The following is a 15,462-nucleotide window of genomic DNA, read 5'->3' on the forward strand; positions in this document are numbered from 1 at the left end:
AAGCTGCAGCAAAAGGAACGGCAACAACTCGAGCCGAAACTAAAGAGGCATTTCTTCTTGCAAATTGAAGCCCGCCTGCGTCTGCCCCTGGAACTGCGATACAGCTCTGGGTGGAATCTGCCTGTGCAGCATCTCGTACGCGTTGTGGGTGGCCATGCGCCCTCTAGGAGTACGGGAAAGCAGGCCCTTTCTAATGAGGTAGGGCTCATACACTTCTTCAATGGTATCGGGTTCTTCGCCAATAGCAGCCCCGATAGTTCCAAGGCCCACTGGACCTCCACCGAAATTGTCTATAAGCATCGTAAGAATTTTACGGTCCATGCCATCTAGGCCTTCGCCGTCGATTCCCAGCATATCCAAAGTTTTCTGGGCAGAATTCAAGTCGATAACTCCAGTTCCACGAACCTGAGCCACATCGCGGCAACGCCTTAACACGCGGTTGGCGATACGGGGTGTTCCGCGGCAACGACCACCTAGCAATCTGGCGGCATCTTCATCCAATTCAATATCCAAAATTTTTGCGCTACGCATCAAGATCAGCATGATATCTTCTTCATCATACAATTCCAGGCGATACTGAAGACCAAATCTATCACGCAAGGGGCCAGTCAGAAGGCCGCTGCGGGTGGTCGCGCCCACCAGGGTAAAATGCTTCAGGGGGAGGTTTACGCTGCGGGCCGCAGGGCCGGAATCCAGCATGATGTCCAACCTGAAATCTTCCATGGCGGGGTAGAGGTATTCTTCTACAACGCGGTTCAGACGATGGATTTCATCGATAAAGAGAATATCGTTTTCCTGCAGACTAGTCAAAAGACCTGCCAAGTCACTGGCTTTTTCAAGAACCGGTCCGCTGGTAATATGGATGTTCACGCCCATTTCCTTGGCGATAATCCCAGCCAAAGTCGTCTTACCAAGTCCCGGAGGACCAGAAAATAGACAATGGTCCAGGGCGTCTCCGCGATGCCTTGCCGCCTCAATGGCGATAGAAAGACTTTCCTTAATGGATTTCTGTCCGGTAAATTCCGCAAGTGATGGGGGACGGAGGGTGTTTTCGGCATCGCCTTCGTCACCAGAACGTCTTTCCGGAGAAATAATACGCTGATCTTCCATAGGATTACAAATACTTTAAAGCTTCGGGAATAAGTTGAGCGGCATCGGCGGAATCGCCCAGAACTTCGACGGCCTTCACAACGGCCTTTTCGGCAGCAGGATCCTTGACACCGAGAGTATGGAGCGCAAGAACGGCTTCAAGTTTAGCCCCGGTAAGGGCGCCCATGCTAGTAACGCCGCTACCTTCTACGTTGCCTAGGCCCTGAAGCATGGTGCCTGCCTTGTCTCTCAAGGTAAGGACCATCTGTTCGCAGGTCTTTTTGCCAAGCCCCTTGATTTTACTCAGGGCGGACTTGTTATCGCTGGCGATCATATTCAGGAGATCCGCCGGCGTGACTCCACTCAGTATGCGCTGGGCCATCTTAGGTCCAACGCCATTGACGTCCAACAACATCAGGAAGGTGTCCTTTTCCGTCTTGTCGGCAAAACCGAATAACGTCATGGAATCTTCACGAACGACCAAGTTTGTATAGATGGTCACTAGGGTGTTACCATCGCCAACTTCAGGCAATTTTCCAGCCGTGTGGGCCGAAACATTGATTCCATAGCCAATTCCATTTACATCCACCACAATAAAAGTGGGGGACTTTTCTATAAGACAACCTTTGACTTGTTCGATCATAGTTCCAAATGTGCAGTATAAAAAACTTACTGCACAAATATACACTCCCGTACGGGCTCTGTCAAGTCGTTTCGTACACAAAAGTGCAGGTCTTATAAAAAAAGAACCCCGCCAGCTTTTGCCAGCGGGTTCCTTTACATTCTAACTGGATAGAAGTCCGTTTATTAATTGGAGTCCTTTATGCAACGGACGGAGAAAAGTCTTGTGTCAGAATCCTCGTGGCTAACACGACTGAATGCATCCTGTTCAACAAGGGAGAGGCGCATAAACAGGGTTAAAGCACTCCAAGCTGCGCTAACCCGAGAAAAACTGAATGATCGCTTTATAACAAACCTTTTTCTCTAAAATAGGAAATGTTAATATTACCGTCAGCAAAAAATAAGTTTTCGTAGTATGTTTAGGACATGAGATTTATCAAAAAAAGCCGACCTTTATGGCCGGCATTCTCATTTTCATGGTTTGCTTTTTATTTTTTGCGGATTCCACTCAATACTAACATGAGCAACGCAGGAACATAGAAGAACCAAACCAAGTTATTGGCAACGGTAGCAACGACTTCCTGAGTACTATGGTCGTCTCCAGTTGCCAAGGAAAATCCCACGCAGACATCGCCCAAGTAGAAAAGTATCATGCCAAGCCTAATAAGAGAGGCATTCTTTTGGGGGAAGTAACCGTACCTGGACACGCGAAGACCTTCGAAAAGGGCGCAAGTCAAGAATGTTCCATAGACAATGATAGTGGGAACCAGACCGGTTTCAAACACTCCCAGAAGACGAAGGTCAAAGAGGACCAGCACAGAGGCGAAAGGAACCAGGATAATCCACGGAATGCTATCGTCAGTCTCGTTCTTACGGGTAAATCGATAAATGAGAATAGACTGGAACACAATAAAGAAACAGACACCCATGAGCATAAATTCCACGCTGAACTGAGCGAGTGATTTAGCGTTATGCAGAAGCTTAAAGCAGATATCGGCCAAAAAAGCCGCACCCATGGCGGTCAACAACAGACGATGGTCGCGCCTGCCTAGACAATCCTTACCAATAGCAATGGCTAAAATAGCGACAAGCACTGTCGTTGCGAACTTGGTATAGTGCTGCACATAGCTTGAATCTGCCAAGCATTGTTCAACAGCCCCGCACTGGTAAAAAACAAACCAGTCTCTAATAAAATAGAATACAAAAAGGACTGTAATAACGCCCAGAAGGACCTTGATACGCTTTGGAAGAATCATGGCGTAAATAATAAAAAAATATTTATTGCGAAAGAAGCTTTTAACGTGTAAACATTACTTTAATGCAAATAGTCTACCCGCCATTACTTCTTGTTTTTGGCACTCTTTTTAGAGCTAGTCTTCTTGGGCTTGGTATTTTTCACCTTAGCCTTGCGTTTTTTGCCAGTCGATTCAGAAATTTCACTAGACATTTCAACAGATTTGCCATTTTCCGACTGTTTTTCAAGAGCAGACGGCTCCTCAGAAGCTATTTTGGCATTCTTTTGAGCATTTACGACAGTCAGACTGTCTTCGAAAACCTGAAGACTCTCTTCAAAGGAAGAACCATCGCCAGAGTTGGCAGGACCAACTTCGTATTCATCGTCTTCATCATCGGCATTACGGATAATCGTACGACGTTCGTTTCTTCTATGACTAAATTCAAAGCCAACCGAGAGACGAATCGCAATGCGCCCCGAAGAAATTCTAAACTTTTGCTTCTTCCATTCGAAAGACTTAAGAATGGAGGTGTAATCGTAGCCCGCCTCCAGGGCGATACGGTAGGGGAATACACAGCCTGCACCGATGTATACCATAAAATCAGTAGGCATTTCCCACCAGGGATCGTCGAAATCCAACGGCATAACATAACCTAGACGGGTTACAACATAGGGGTCAAAAATACTTTCGTCGTAAATAGAGCCGAAAGTAAGGTTCAGCCAAAGGGGGAGGGTAGCCGGAGTGAAATCGATTCCATCGCGAGTCTGCTTGCTCTTATAGCCAAGACCTAGACCATAACGAATGGGGGCGTACTGGGCAGTGAACAAAAATTCCAGGTCGCCCTGATACATAAATTGCGTTTTCTGTTTTCTTTCAGACTTCACACCGTCATCGTTATTCTCGATCGTGACAGATGCGGGGGTCAAAAAACCGAAACCCGGGCGAATTTCCATGGCGAAACTGACGACGGAAATTGCAACGACTAGAAATGCAATCTTACTGCAATTGGCAAAAATGCGTGACATAGCTTTCATTTCTCCTAACTTCCTTATCCAACCGCGGCCAAAGATAGCTTTTTTTTCTTACAAAATTGCGCTGAAGAAAGAATTTTTTTTCTATATTTCACGTCACTGGGATGATTTCTTAGGAGGTTCTTCATGAAATTGAAGAGCGATTTTGGTGCGTTTCGCATCGTAATGGCTTTTTTGTGTTTCGTTTGCTCTATGGCTTTTGCCTCGGGTACTGTACTTAACATTACCGAAACGGAATTAAGCTTTAATCACACAAAAGACTATTACTCATCAACGTCCAACGGAACCCGATTCTGCTTTAAAGCTCCCAAGGCAGGGAGTTACATCATTAAGTTCTCTACTGTTAGCGGAAAAGATGAACTTTACTACTACGGGTCCGATAACTCTTTTAGTTCTTATTCTGCGCATAAGGTTCTGTACTCTGGCTATACTGAAAATTTCGGTATAACAGCCACTTCAGCTGGAGAGGAATTCTATTTCAGGATAGAACCTTATACCTCTTCCTATAATTCTGATACCCGTAAGGTAGTCGCCAAGGACGGGGCCAAAGTCACTTTTGAAAACCTCAAGGCCGACAAAGCCAGTTCCGATTCTGTTTACCTGGCTGGAGACACCGTTTCAATCTACGCTCCTGGCGATAAAGACCACAAGTTCAGCAAGTGGAAAGTTTCTTCGGGTACTTGCACCATCGGCGACGCAACCAAGGCAACCACAACCCTCGCCGTTAATGGGAATTGCAAAGTGACCGCCGAATTCACAGATGCCGTCATGTACAAGATTACCACCACACCAGTAGAATATAGCCCTGCGGCCAACTATTATTCCGGATCGGCGACAAACGGGGTCCGTTTTTACCTCATAGCCCCCAAGAGTGGCGGCTATCGCGTTACCGTTTCTCCGAAAAACAACGATCGTTTCTATTTCTACCGCCATGTCACTTCCACATTCGCGACCACCGCCTGGTATGACTACAGCGGTTATGACATGAGCGATTCCATGTTGGTCAGTGCAGGCGACACCCTGTTTTATAGTGTCAGATCCTATAACACTCGCGACTCCAACAAGACATTCTCTATCAGTTATTCCACCATCAAGACAAATACAATTTCCTTGACCAGCGCATCGGCTAATTGTTCTACCGCTGTGGCCCTGGACACAGCCTTGCCTGGTCAAATTGTTTCTTATACGGGTTACAGCAAGGTGGGTTACCGCCCCAACGGCTGGAAAGTGCTGACTGGCGATAAAAAACTTTACGACAGTACCGCTTACACCATTAGCGACACCATCAATACCGATACAAAATACCAGCTGCAGTGTATTGCCGGCAAATACTACGACATTACCTCCCAGAAAAAGGGCTATACCTTCATAAACGATTTCTATGACCGTTCTCCGGAGTATGGTATACGATTCCGTTATACAGCTCTATCTGCCGGAATCTATGCCATCAGAGCCACCTCCAAGAGTTATTCACACTACTTCAACGATTACGGCAATGATTCCACCGCAACTAGTTACAAAAGGCGTAACTCATTCTCCTACTCATCTCCCGTTACCCAGTACATAAAGGTCAATGCAGGAGACAAGTTCTTTTATACCCTTACGTCTAACTACTCTAGCTATTTCAGCGATTCCGTTTACATTGTAGCCAAGAAGGCAGCCCTCATACAATCTCCCAACAAGTCTTATCCAGACACAGTTGCATTGGGCGACACCTTAACTGTTACAGCAAACACCGCTCAGGACACTCGATTTGGCGGATGGTATGTGGAATACGGTTCCGGTAAGTTCCTGGATTCCACTTCCATGACAGCCAAGTTCATTCCCTCATCGGATTCCATCAAGATCAATTTCCATGTAGATTCCGCTAAGGTCTATACAATCTCCAGCAAGGAATCAACCTTCGACTATTTCAAGTACGGCAGCAAATCCTATAAATACGGAGTGCGTACCGTATTCGTAGCCCCGGATACTGGAACTTACGCCCTGGTGACGAATACAAATCAGACCACCTACGTCTACAAATACTCTTATAATACATTCGGATCTAACTACAAAGACTATGATTACGCATATTCCGGAACATCAAAAATTATGTTCAACATGAGTAATGTGGGAGATAGTCTATATTTCCTTATCTCACCCTATTCCATCACAGTAAATGACAGTTTCAAGGTAAAGGTTCTCAAGACGGTCAAGGTGCGTGGCGATACCGCAGGATACGGTTATGTCTACGTGGGAACCAATTCAAGGAACTACGACTCTACCTATGTGAGCGGGGATTCCATCCGGCTTAGGGCCTACAGTAGGAATACATCCAAGTTCTCTCACTGGGAACGTGTTTCTGGATCCTGCACGATTTCTGATTCCACCTTGTCAACGACTTACGCCCGCCTGAAGGGGGATTGCAATGTCCGTGCCGTATTTGTTGATGGTATCATCTACAACATTACCCAGACTCCCACTGCCTACACTGTTGACAAGCACTACTATCTCGACAATTATAACAGTGAAGTTCGATTCCGCTTTGTGGCTCCCAAGACCGGCATCTACATTATTGCGGCAACAAGAGAAGTCAGCTCCAGCTACTACGAAAACACCCTATATCTGTATCGATATAGTTCCAGTTCGTTCTCTTCCTATACCGCCAGTAGGAACAAGGCCAACGTCGTCGTGGATTCCATATCGGTTAATGCAGGGGATACTGTCTATTACAAATTCCAGAACTACAGTTCATCTTACGCAAGGAATTTACCGTTCTGGATTAGCTATTCCTCCGCAGATAAAGGCTCTATCACCGTTCTTTCCGACATTCGCGGCCATGTGACTCCCGATACCGGATATGCCTCTGCCTGGCTTAATGTGGCTTACCCCATTTCGGCATCGGCCGACAGCGGATACAGATTCAACAAGTGGCGAGTGCTTTCGGGCAACGCCAACATTGCCGATACCCTGGCCAAAAATACCGTAGTTTCTACAAAGGATTCTGCAAAGGTAAAAGCAACCTATAAGAAGGGAACCATCGAAACCTTGACCACCAAGGAACAGAAGTTCTCCTTCATGCACAATTACTTTAGTGATTACACAGGATCGTCCATTTACTTTAAGTGGACTGCACCCGATACGTCCTGGCGTATGATCAGTTTTGTGTTTAGCGAATCGATTAGCGGCACGTTGTACTTCTATGGTAACGACTCCACGTTCTCCAACTCCGTTAGCTATTCCACGATCACTTCCAATTTCCAGAAGGGTTTCCAGCCCGGCAAAAAGGGCGAAACGCAGTACTGGAAGTTCGTATCCAGCACCACCAATAACTTTAGCAATGCAGAGTTCTCGGCCTTGGTGGCAACACCCTATGTGCTTACTGTAAACTCTCCGTCTAAGGGTTACACAAATCCCGCCGGTGACGTGGCTCTGGCTCCAGGAATGGATACCCTGATTTACGCCATTCCCTATGGCGGTTATACCTTTGATTCCTGGGTAACCAGAAAGGGGTCTGTTACCATTGACAATAAAAATAGTTCTAGGACTAGAATGAAGCCTACTACGGCTCAATGTATCGTAGAGGCTACATATTCGTTAGACTTTACAGTTCAGCCCAAGTTGACCATCAATAGTCTGGATCTGAACAACCACCCGGGCGTATGCGCAACCGTATCTGTGGTAGACGAAAATTCCGGTCGCGCTATTCCAGGTCTGGATTCAACGGACTTTGTCCTCCATCAAGACAAAAAATCCGTTCCCATTCAGATCTCCTCTGTAGAAAAAATCGGTGGCGTTTCCGTGGTTCTTGTGGTAGACGAAAGTGGATCCATGGGTTCTACAAAAATGACTAGCGCCAAAAATTCCATCCGTCAATTCATTAACGAGATGGGACCTTACGACAGGACGGCTATCGTCGGTTTTGAAAATACTATTCGTGTACACCAGGCCATGACTTCCGACAGGGATGCCCTCCTTAATGCCGTTAATAATTTGAGCGCTCGAGGCGGAACCTACATCAACGATGGCATTTCCAAAGGCCTTGATCAGCTGGTGGGCGAAACTAATGCCACTGCAGTGATTGTTTTCTCTGATGGTTATGACGCTAGTGATGACGAGAGAAAGACTAGTTCTGTTGTTGCTCAGGCCAATGGCATGAATACAACAATCTATTCCATCGCCGTGGAATGTGATTCTGAAGAACCCCTAAAGACTCTTGCCGAAAGTACTGGAGGTTCCTTTACCATGGCCCCCTCTGCCGACCAATTGGCAGACATCTATGCAAGCATCCGCAGTGCCGTGCAGGCTCGATATGTGCTTTGCTACAACAGCCCCGACGCCGTTCTGGATGGAGATACCCACCAGGTGGTCATCAAGGGCACCTTCCTGAACAAGGTTAGCCGCGATACCGCCTACTGGGACGAAAGCTTCTTGCCCCCAGTCGTGACCTTGACCGATTCTACCAAGCGTCTGATTGGTTATCAACAATCTGAAGGAGTGGCAATCACCATTAAGGTTATTGTAAAATCCAAGAAGAATATTGGTTCTGTTTACATCTATACCAAGACATCAGACCTAAAGAATACACCTATGGTGTCTCACGCCATGACCCAGGTTAAGGATAGTCTATGGAGCTATACCATACCTGCAAGCAGTGTGGTCGCTCCGGGTATAGATTTCTATGTGGTGGCCACCGATGTCGACGGACTTGTGGGCAAGAGTCCCTCTGTTCCGAATCCGGCTAAGGAACCTTATACCATTCCCGTAAAGAACAACGTACCTAAAATTACATCTCTTGTCGAAGCCTGTATCGATACGACCAACGGTAAGGGAATCTTTGATTTCCAGGTTTCCGATACCGATGGTATTAATCAGGTTATCCTGTATTACAAGAATGATATTGGCGTCGTGTTCGAAACCCAAAACTTCATGCAGGATAGAGGCGATAAGAACCTCTGGTTTGCCGAAATTCCTACATCCTACTTTGTGGACAGCGAAGTAGAATTCTATGTCCGAGCCCTAGACAATAAAGGAGTTTCTGCACGCTGGAATAAGTTCAAGAATGCATCCGTTCCCGCCTGTAAGGACGGAAAGACCATCAGAGAAGTCAAGGATTCTATCGCCCTGGTAAACGTCTCTAACAAGAACGAGGCCATTGCCCGCGAAACAGAAGTCATCTCGGCGACCCTCACCACAGAAGACTTCTCCCGCGGAGTGGATACCGTGCTGGTGAACCTTTCTTGCCTTGTTTCCGGCGACATGGAAGAAAACCTGAAAATGGTGGAGACTTCTTCGGGCAAGTACAAGCTGCTTAACGACATGAAGAAGGATGAACGCAACGCCAAGCGCAACGACGGACGTCTTTCCTGTACCGCAGCCGACACCATCGTGGTTTCCTACAAGGATCCCATGTTCGGAACCACCGTGGCCGACTCCGCCGCAATCAGTTCCATGGAAGGTATTGAATACCGCTTTATGGATAGTAAGTGCTACGAAGACCTGGATTCTGTACTCACTTCTTCTACAGCACCGTTCTGCCTGGTCATCAATATGGAAAGCCCCACCTTGGACAAGGCTGACACTCTTGACGTAATCCTGTTTAGCAACACCGGCGACACCTTGAAGGTAAAGGCTGTTGAAACAGGCAAGTACACTTCTGAATTCAAGGTAAAGAATGCATACTTTACTTATGTAAGCGAAAAGAAGGCCCAGAAGGATACTGTACTGGATGCCGTCCTGAATTTTGACGGGGAATCCAACCGCATCAAGATCCAGGCTGAAGTAAAGTCCGACAAGTCCAACCTGAAGACTCGCGACTACCTGATCGTGAACTCCGATTACGTCGGCGCTGAATTGGCAGAACTGTACGACAGCGACCTGGACGGACAAGCCGACTCTATCCGCATTCACTATAAGAAGGCTATTACCGCCAAGATTGAAAGTATCGATACCCTCTACTGGAATAAGGCCGGCGACGAATGGCGTAGCGTCAAAAAATCTGAAATTGTCCTGGAAAGCGACAACAAGTGGATTCACGTCAAGCTAGAAAAGCCTTTCGAATATGGAAAGACCGCAATAGACACTTCTGCCAAGCCCTACCTGCAGCTGACCAAGAGCAAGGGCGATATCATGCAGAAGATGTTTATCGAGGATCATATCGGCGCCGTACCTGTTGAAGCGGTAAAGCATCCTGGCGAAATGACTATTTCTGAATATCTGGATGCATCCGACAAGCTTCCGCCCGATACTCTGGTCATTACCCTTTCTGAACCCATCAAGAACGTTGGCGACAGCGCCGCCTGGAAGAAGCTGTTCCGTTACAGCAAGAGCTGCAGCGATACAGCAACCCATTCCATTAACGCCGAGGCTCCCACCATCGATTCCACCGGAACCGTCTGGACCTTCGTTCTCAAGGATTACAACATTTCTGTGGACAACTGCATCAGGACCAACCCCGCAGCGAACTACGTAGACCGTTCCAAGAACCCCATGGGCCGCGGCGGAACCGACGTGACGGGTAAGGATGGCAGTGTCTACCTGTATGAAGTGGCCGGCAACCCCGCCATCAGCGGTTTGGGCAAGAAGGCCAAGTGGATCCCCGAAAAGGGCGACCAGTGGGAAGTTCAGCCCGACACCATTTCTAGCGTCAGGTTCCAGACCATAGCCCCCTTCCACGCCTTCATCACCATTTACGACGGGCTCTCTCACATTGTCACCTCCTTCCAGAAGGACTTTGGCCATAAGGGCGAAATGGAACAGGAAATCCGCGGTAACGACAAGAACCACTACAAGGTGGGATTCCTGAAGTGGAACCAGAGATCCAGCGATGGCCGCAAGGTGGGTACAGGCGTGTATATCTGGCGAATCGACTTCAAGTTCGAAGACGGACATGCCGAATACAGAATCCTGCAGACCGGCGTAAAACGGTAAGCATTCCCGAAAGTTCGACCTAGAATACTCCTCAAAAAAAAGGAACCCCGCCACACATCACTGTGAATTGGCGGGATTCTTTATTGCGTTTTATATGTGCGATTTAATTGTTTAACGGTCTAACATTAGAAACCGATACTTAACTCAGCCATATAGACACGTTCTTCATCTTGACCGGTGTAATATCCAAGTTCTTCAGCCCAGGTGGCAATTTCCAAGGTAAAGAAACGAAGTGCTTCTACAGCAATACCGGCAGTAGGGTAGCCACCCTTGAAGCCACCAGAAACTCGCAAGGCCAAGGCACGGAGGGCGTTGTTATAGCCGGGCCAGGCCAAGATATTCTGTTCCACTTCCAGACCGAAATTCACATGGGAAAGGGGCTTATAGTTGTTCCCCTTGCCAAAGGCGTCGGCATAGTCGCAGGCGAAATTGAATTTACGGCCATAGGCGGTATTCTTGTTAAAGAAACGGGGGCTATAGTTAAAACCGGCAGAAAGGTTCGGAGTGATCTTATCGCCAGCAAGATCCTTGAAGTAGACATCTCTAAGAGACATACCCAGACGAACTTCGCGAGTCAACTGATACAGCACACCCAGATCCATACCCATAGAAATGGAACTGAAATCCAGAATATGGTCGGTAGCGTCGTGGTAACGATCTTCAAGAGTATCCTGCAGGGTTGCATAGTTCATGATATCCAAGGTCATCATTTCGACCTTGTGACGCTTTGCAGCCTTTACACCGACACCCACAGACAGGTTGTCGGTAAAACCGTATGCCACTCCCGCCTGAGCCACACCATCCACGTAGAACGTATCCACAGCCAGGTAGGGGATAATCAGACCGCCATCCAAATGGGGAGAAATATTACCGTCAACCCAAATGGCACCACCAAAACCATGGAACGCCATTTCAGCATCCATCTTGATTTTCATGGTCAGCGACTTATGGTCATAATTGTTGATCTTGTGGATCAGTTCCGGATGAGCCGCCAGGGAGTCCATGAGAACCTTCGAAGAAGATAAGCCCAAAAGTTTCGCCGTATTATTGGCGTCGTTGTAGATCTTCTGAAGATCCTTGGCTACGTTATAGGTGGAGAAGTAAGTTTCGAAAGGGCCTGCTCCGCCAAGATTCAAACGCATGTCGCCTATGTTACGGGGGTAGTACCCCTGCTCCGGACGCAACTTGTAGTTTCCCAGTCTGTCAATCTGAGAAAGGCCTGCGTAGTTAAAATAAATAGCTTCCTTATCATCTACAACAGCCACATGGGCATTACCCATAGCTTCAGCACGCAGAGAATGGTGTGTAGGCGCCTTGGCAGCAAAGGACAATGCCGCAAGCGAAGTCGCCAGCATCAAAAAGGACTTACAAAAATTCATTAAAAATTCTCCCACTCATTAACCCAAATTCTAAACTGTTCCTCGGTATAGTTCACCCAGCATCCACCCACGCTATCCTGGCGTGCCTTCAAATTGTAGATCCTTCCAGAATAATCCTGAGCCACTCTCTTCTTGAGGGCCTTGAATTCTTCGGGGGACAAGCCCATGGGGTTGAACTTAATCTTCTTGGCAAACTTCAACAAATAATTCTGGCCATTGCTTTCACGCTTTGCATAAGAGGGATAGATATATTCCCATTCACCGCAATTCTCTTCGGTGCAGAGTTTGCCGTCACGGTCAATATCCACATTCATGTACTTTTCGTTGGGGCCGAAAGAGGAATAGACCACACGGTCCTTGGTCTGTGTTTTGCCGGCAGCAATATTCTTTGTCTGCGTTGCCAGGTCAAGGGAAAATTCAGCATTTACGTCACGCAAATCTTCATCAACTTCACCGTCGCCATCGTTGTCCATGCCGTCCATAATTTCTTCATCATAACAGCCATCACCATCGTCATCCATGATTGTGCTCTTGCCAGTAACTGCAATAATGCTGTTGACAGACATATCGATTGCATCTGCATCTTCAGATGGTTCGGTAATGTCGGCAAGGACGCCACACATGGTGGATGCCACCTGAGTCTGGGAATTATCGGTCAGCCATTCGTCAAAGACGGGGATTGCCTGACCAGCCACAGAGGACATGGTTTCAGGATTACTTTCGCATGTGCTGAAGACTTCGTGCAGAGCGGCAGTAGACTCGCCATCCTTGTTTCTTTTCAAGGTATTGAGGACAGCACCCACATCGCAGCTATACTTTCCGGTATTAGGATCCACCATACCGCAACCGACAACCAGTTTGGTCGCATCGCGGAGCACGAACAATGTCTGCAACATGTTCAAAAGCATATAGCTTTCAGAAATGGTCCTGTAGGTAATCTTGCCATCCAATCGACCTGTGGTGTCGCGGGCGATAAACTCCTTCAACAGCGTAACCACCGTATCGATACCGGCTTCGTACTTGTCGACCACGGACTGTTCCATATCCAGCAAGGCCAGTCGTTCAGCTCCGCCGCTAATATTCACGTACTTCAAAAGTTCGAAGGTATTCAAGTCCTGCATGTTCAACTTGGCCTTGGCCAATCCATACCAAGCCTCGGAGTGAGTTGAATCTGCAGCGATTGCCTGATTGAAATAATCGGCAGCCAGAGTGTACTCGTTGTTTCTGAACTTGATGTAACCTTCGTAAGTCATGGCATCGGCATCACCAGACTTGATGTTCGCATCTTCAGTAGGGTTGAACAAGTTGCAACCCGCCACACCCAAAGCGGTTGCCAGTGCTGCTGCAAGCACGAATTTCTTAGTTTTGAATGAAATCATCTTTGTTTTCCAATTTTGCTACAAAGATAACATTATTCTTACAATAAATATACTTCATTAGTTTTTTACACTTCGTTTTTTGTATTTTTTTCTTTTATGGACGTCAGAAAATCAAGCGCAAACTGAGGGGATTAAAAAAATTATATTTGGACCATGGATTCTTACCGTGAATATCTCCCGACCAAGGCATTCCGTATTGCCGAAATGCGCCTGGCAACCCTGCTCAGGGCCGAAAATGACCGTCTTGACGCCCTGGCCCAAAGCCTTGGACGCGAGTGCGCCATCGGGCCAGATAACCTGGCTCGGGAACTGCCCAACATCATCAAGTTCACGGACGAGTACCACGACCTTTATATGAAGTACCTGGATGCGGTTCTGCCTCAACAGCCGCGCCCCATCCAGTGCAGGCCCGCCTGTGGCAATTGCTGCCACCATTACCCCATGTCGGTGGAGCCCTTCGAGCTGGTGTTTCTATATGCCAACCTGCGAAAGCGCGACGACCTGCTGAACATCCTGGAAGCCTGCCAGCTCAGGTCTTCGATGTTCGAGGATTTCTACGAAAAGCGCAAGGCCGAAGACCAGGCGACCCTTCCCATGAATGCAGACCCAGCCAAGGTAACGGAACTGGACGAGTTTGACGACCGCGCCGAAGACCTGGCCCTTCATGATTATTTTTCGGCCTGGAAGCCTTGCCCCTTCTCGAATCCGGTGGGGGACTGCATGGCCTACAAGATCCGCCCTGTTTCTTGCCGCATGTACTTTAGCGAAACAGACCCGCAATTCTGTACGCCGGAACATTTGCAGAAACCCGAAAACGACAGCTATATCGTCTACCTGCCCGACAGCATCGAAGATGCGGTGTACCGCGTTTCGGAGCATTACGCCCTGCTGGACCTGCCCGAAAGCTATTTTGGCGGTCTGTTGGCTGTAAACAAGTACGAAGGTGTCATGAGCAATACCGACGGAGGCGAAGTCGTCGGATGAGTTTTTCGGATTTTGTACACGAAATCCAGATGGACCTTTTTGGTGCGCCTCCTAAGCCAAAGGAGAGCGATAAGCCCAAGGTTCCCAATTCCGTTTCACAGAACGGATTGGTGGGTTTTAAGTACAGTAACTTCATGAAGAAGAGCATCCGCTGTAGGGGCGGAGTACTGTTTGGCCACCCCGAGGTGATTTTCCCGGCCTACATGAAGTCTGATGAATTTGCGCAAGCCCGCGAACTGGCAGCAGAATGGGCTGAACACGCCACCAAGCGCAAGACACAGAAGAACAAGGAAGTGACCAAGGAACTAGTGACCCGTTTCTGGACGCTGGTAGACCAGATTCTTGCCGACAAGGGGGAGGCACCCCTGGCAACCCGCCACAAGCTTCCGCCCATGAAACCCAAGGGCAAATATCACGACCTGACAAATATTTTGTCTGCAATCAACAATACCTATTTCGAAAACAAGCTGACATGCCGCATTACCTGGAGCAATAGGGTAGGGGGTCTCAGTTTTCATTCGGTACGCAAGGACCCTGTAACCGGCGAAGACTTCAACCTGATCAGCATCAGCAAAGGCTACGATGCAGCCAACTGCCCGGAATACGCCGTGGCCGGTGTGGTGTACCACGAATGCCTTCATATTGCAATTCCGCCCGAAGTAAAAAATGGCCGCCGAATTGTTCATGGTCGTGCCTTCCGCAAGCAGGAACGCCTGTACCTCTATTACGCCGAATGGATCAAGTGGCATAAGGAAGTGCTTCCTAAAAACATCCGCGACATGCGCCGTCATAAGGAATTATAAGGAACTATAAAAAAAGACCAGCAGAAGCT

Annotated in this window: 9 protein-coding genes; 3 read left to right on the forward strand and 6 right to left on the reverse strand. The window is 47.8% G+C overall.

Features of this window, described 5'->3' with window-relative positions:
* Window positions 1–39: 39 nt before the first annotated feature.
* The 4 genes from ruvB to MMG03_RS07115 all read right to left on the reverse strand — a co-directional run bounded on the left by ruvB (window position 40) and on the right by MMG03_RS07115 (window position 3,970).
* On the reverse strand, window positions 40–1,110 hold the full coding sequence (gene ruvB / locus MMG03_RS07100) for a Holliday junction branch migration DNA helicase RuvB (RefSeq protein WP_249505966.1): 1,071 nt from the start codon (window positions 1,108–1,110) through the stop codon (window positions 40–42).
* 4 nt (window positions 1,111–1,114) lie between these two features.
* Window positions 1,115–1,732 carry a Holliday junction branch migration protein RuvA gene (gene ruvA / locus MMG03_RS07105; protein WP_073161062.1) on the reverse strand — a complete coding sequence of 206 codons (618 nt, stop codon included), beginning with the start codon at window positions 1,730–1,732 and terminating at the stop codon, window positions 1,115–1,117.
* Between the two features lie 466 nt (window positions 1,733–2,198).
* A complete protein-coding gene (locus tag MMG03_RS07110; RefSeq protein WP_249505967.1) occupies window positions 2,199–2,966 on the reverse strand; it encodes a lysoplasmalogenase family protein in 768 nt (255 codons plus the stop codon).
* Window positions 2,967–3,049: 83 nt separating this feature from the next.
* Complete coding sequence (locus tag MMG03_RS07115; RefSeq protein WP_088658755.1) at window positions 3,050–3,970, reverse strand: hypothetical protein; 921 nt, start codon at window positions 3,968–3,970, stop codon at window positions 3,050–3,052.
* 132 nt (window positions 3,971–4,102) lie between these two features.
* Between MMG03_RS07115 and MMG03_RS07120 the strand changes: the two genes are divergently transcribed.
* Complete coding sequence (locus MMG03_RS07120) at window positions 4,103–10,888, forward strand: VWA domain-containing protein (RefSeq protein WP_249505968.1); 6,786 nt, start codon at window positions 4,103–4,105, stop codon at window positions 10,886–10,888.
* A gap of 125 nt (window positions 10,889–11,013) precedes the next feature.
* On the opposite strand, the gene MMG03_RS07125 is transcribed toward MMG03_RS07120, so the two are convergent.
* Together MMG03_RS07125 and MMG03_RS07130 are read right to left on the reverse strand one after the other, a co-directional pair.
* Window positions 11,014–12,267, reverse strand: a complete 1,254-nt coding sequence (locus tag MMG03_RS07125; RefSeq protein ID WP_249505969.1) for a hypothetical protein — start codon at window positions 12,265–12,267, stop codon at window positions 11,014–11,016.
* Entirely contained in the window at window positions 12,267–13,646 is a 1,380-nt protein-coding gene (locus tag MMG03_RS07130; protein ID WP_101479185.1) for a tetratricopeptide repeat protein, read from the reverse strand. The genes MMG03_RS07125 and MMG03_RS07130 overlap by 1 nt, the downstream gene beginning before the upstream one ends.
* A gap of 153 nt (window positions 13,647–13,799) precedes the next feature.
* Here MMG03_RS07130 and MMG03_RS07135 point away from each other — a divergent pair, with 153 nt between their 5' ends.
* Both MMG03_RS07135 and MMG03_RS07140 read left to right on the forward strand, forming a co-directional pair.
* Window positions 13,800–14,630, forward strand: coding sequence for a YkgJ family cysteine cluster protein (locus tag MMG03_RS07135; RefSeq protein WP_249505970.1), 831 nt, complete (start codon window positions 13,800–13,802; stop codon window positions 14,628–14,630).
* Window positions 14,627–15,433, forward strand: coding sequence for a hypothetical protein (locus MMG03_RS07140; RefSeq protein WP_073161073.1), 807 nt, complete (start codon window positions 14,627–14,629; stop codon window positions 15,431–15,433). The genes MMG03_RS07135 and MMG03_RS07140 overlap by 4 nt, the downstream gene beginning before the upstream one ends.
* Window positions 15,434–15,462: the final 29 nt, after the last annotated feature.

The organism is Fibrobacter sp. HC4 (assembly GCF_023373925.1).
Lineage (GTDB): Bacteria > Fibrobacterota > Fibrobacteria > Fibrobacterales > Fibrobacteraceae > Fibrobacter.

Excerpts from the sequence above, each read along its gene's own strand:
- ruvA (WP_073161062.1), bottom strand. The coding sequence starts at position 1,732 with ATGATCGAACAAGTCAAAGGTTGTCTTATAGAAAAGTCCCCCACTTTT.
- MMG03_RS07115 (WP_088658755.1), bottom strand. The coding sequence starts at position 3,970 with ATGTCACGCATTTTTGCCAATTGCAGTAAGATTGCATTTCTAGTCGTT.
- ruvB (WP_249505966.1), bottom strand. The coding sequence starts at position 1,110 with ATGGAAGATCAGCGTATTATTTCTCCGGAAAGACGTTCTGGTGACGAA.
- MMG03_RS07120 (WP_249505968.1), top strand. The coding sequence starts at position 4,103 with ATGAAATTGAAGAGCGATTTTGGTGCGTTTCGCATCGTAATGGCTTTT.
- MMG03_RS07110 (WP_249505967.1), bottom strand. The coding sequence starts at position 2,966 with ATGATTCTTCCAAAGCGTATCAAGGTCCTTCTGGGCGTTATTACAGTC.
- MMG03_RS07130 (WP_101479185.1), bottom strand. The coding sequence starts at position 13,646 with ATGATTTCATTCAAAACTAAGAAATTCGTGCTTGCAGCAGCACTGGCA.
- MMG03_RS07135 (WP_249505970.1), top strand. The coding sequence starts at position 13,800 with ATGGATTCTTACCGTGAATATCTCCCGACCAAGGCATTCCGTATTGCC.
- MMG03_RS07125 (WP_249505969.1), bottom strand. The coding sequence starts at position 12,267 with ATGAATTTTTGTAAGTCCTTTTTGATGCTGGCGACTTCGCTTGCGGCA.
- MMG03_RS07140 (WP_073161073.1), top strand. The coding sequence starts at position 14,627 with ATGAGTTTTTCGGATTTTGTACACGAAATCCAGATGGACCTTTTTGGT.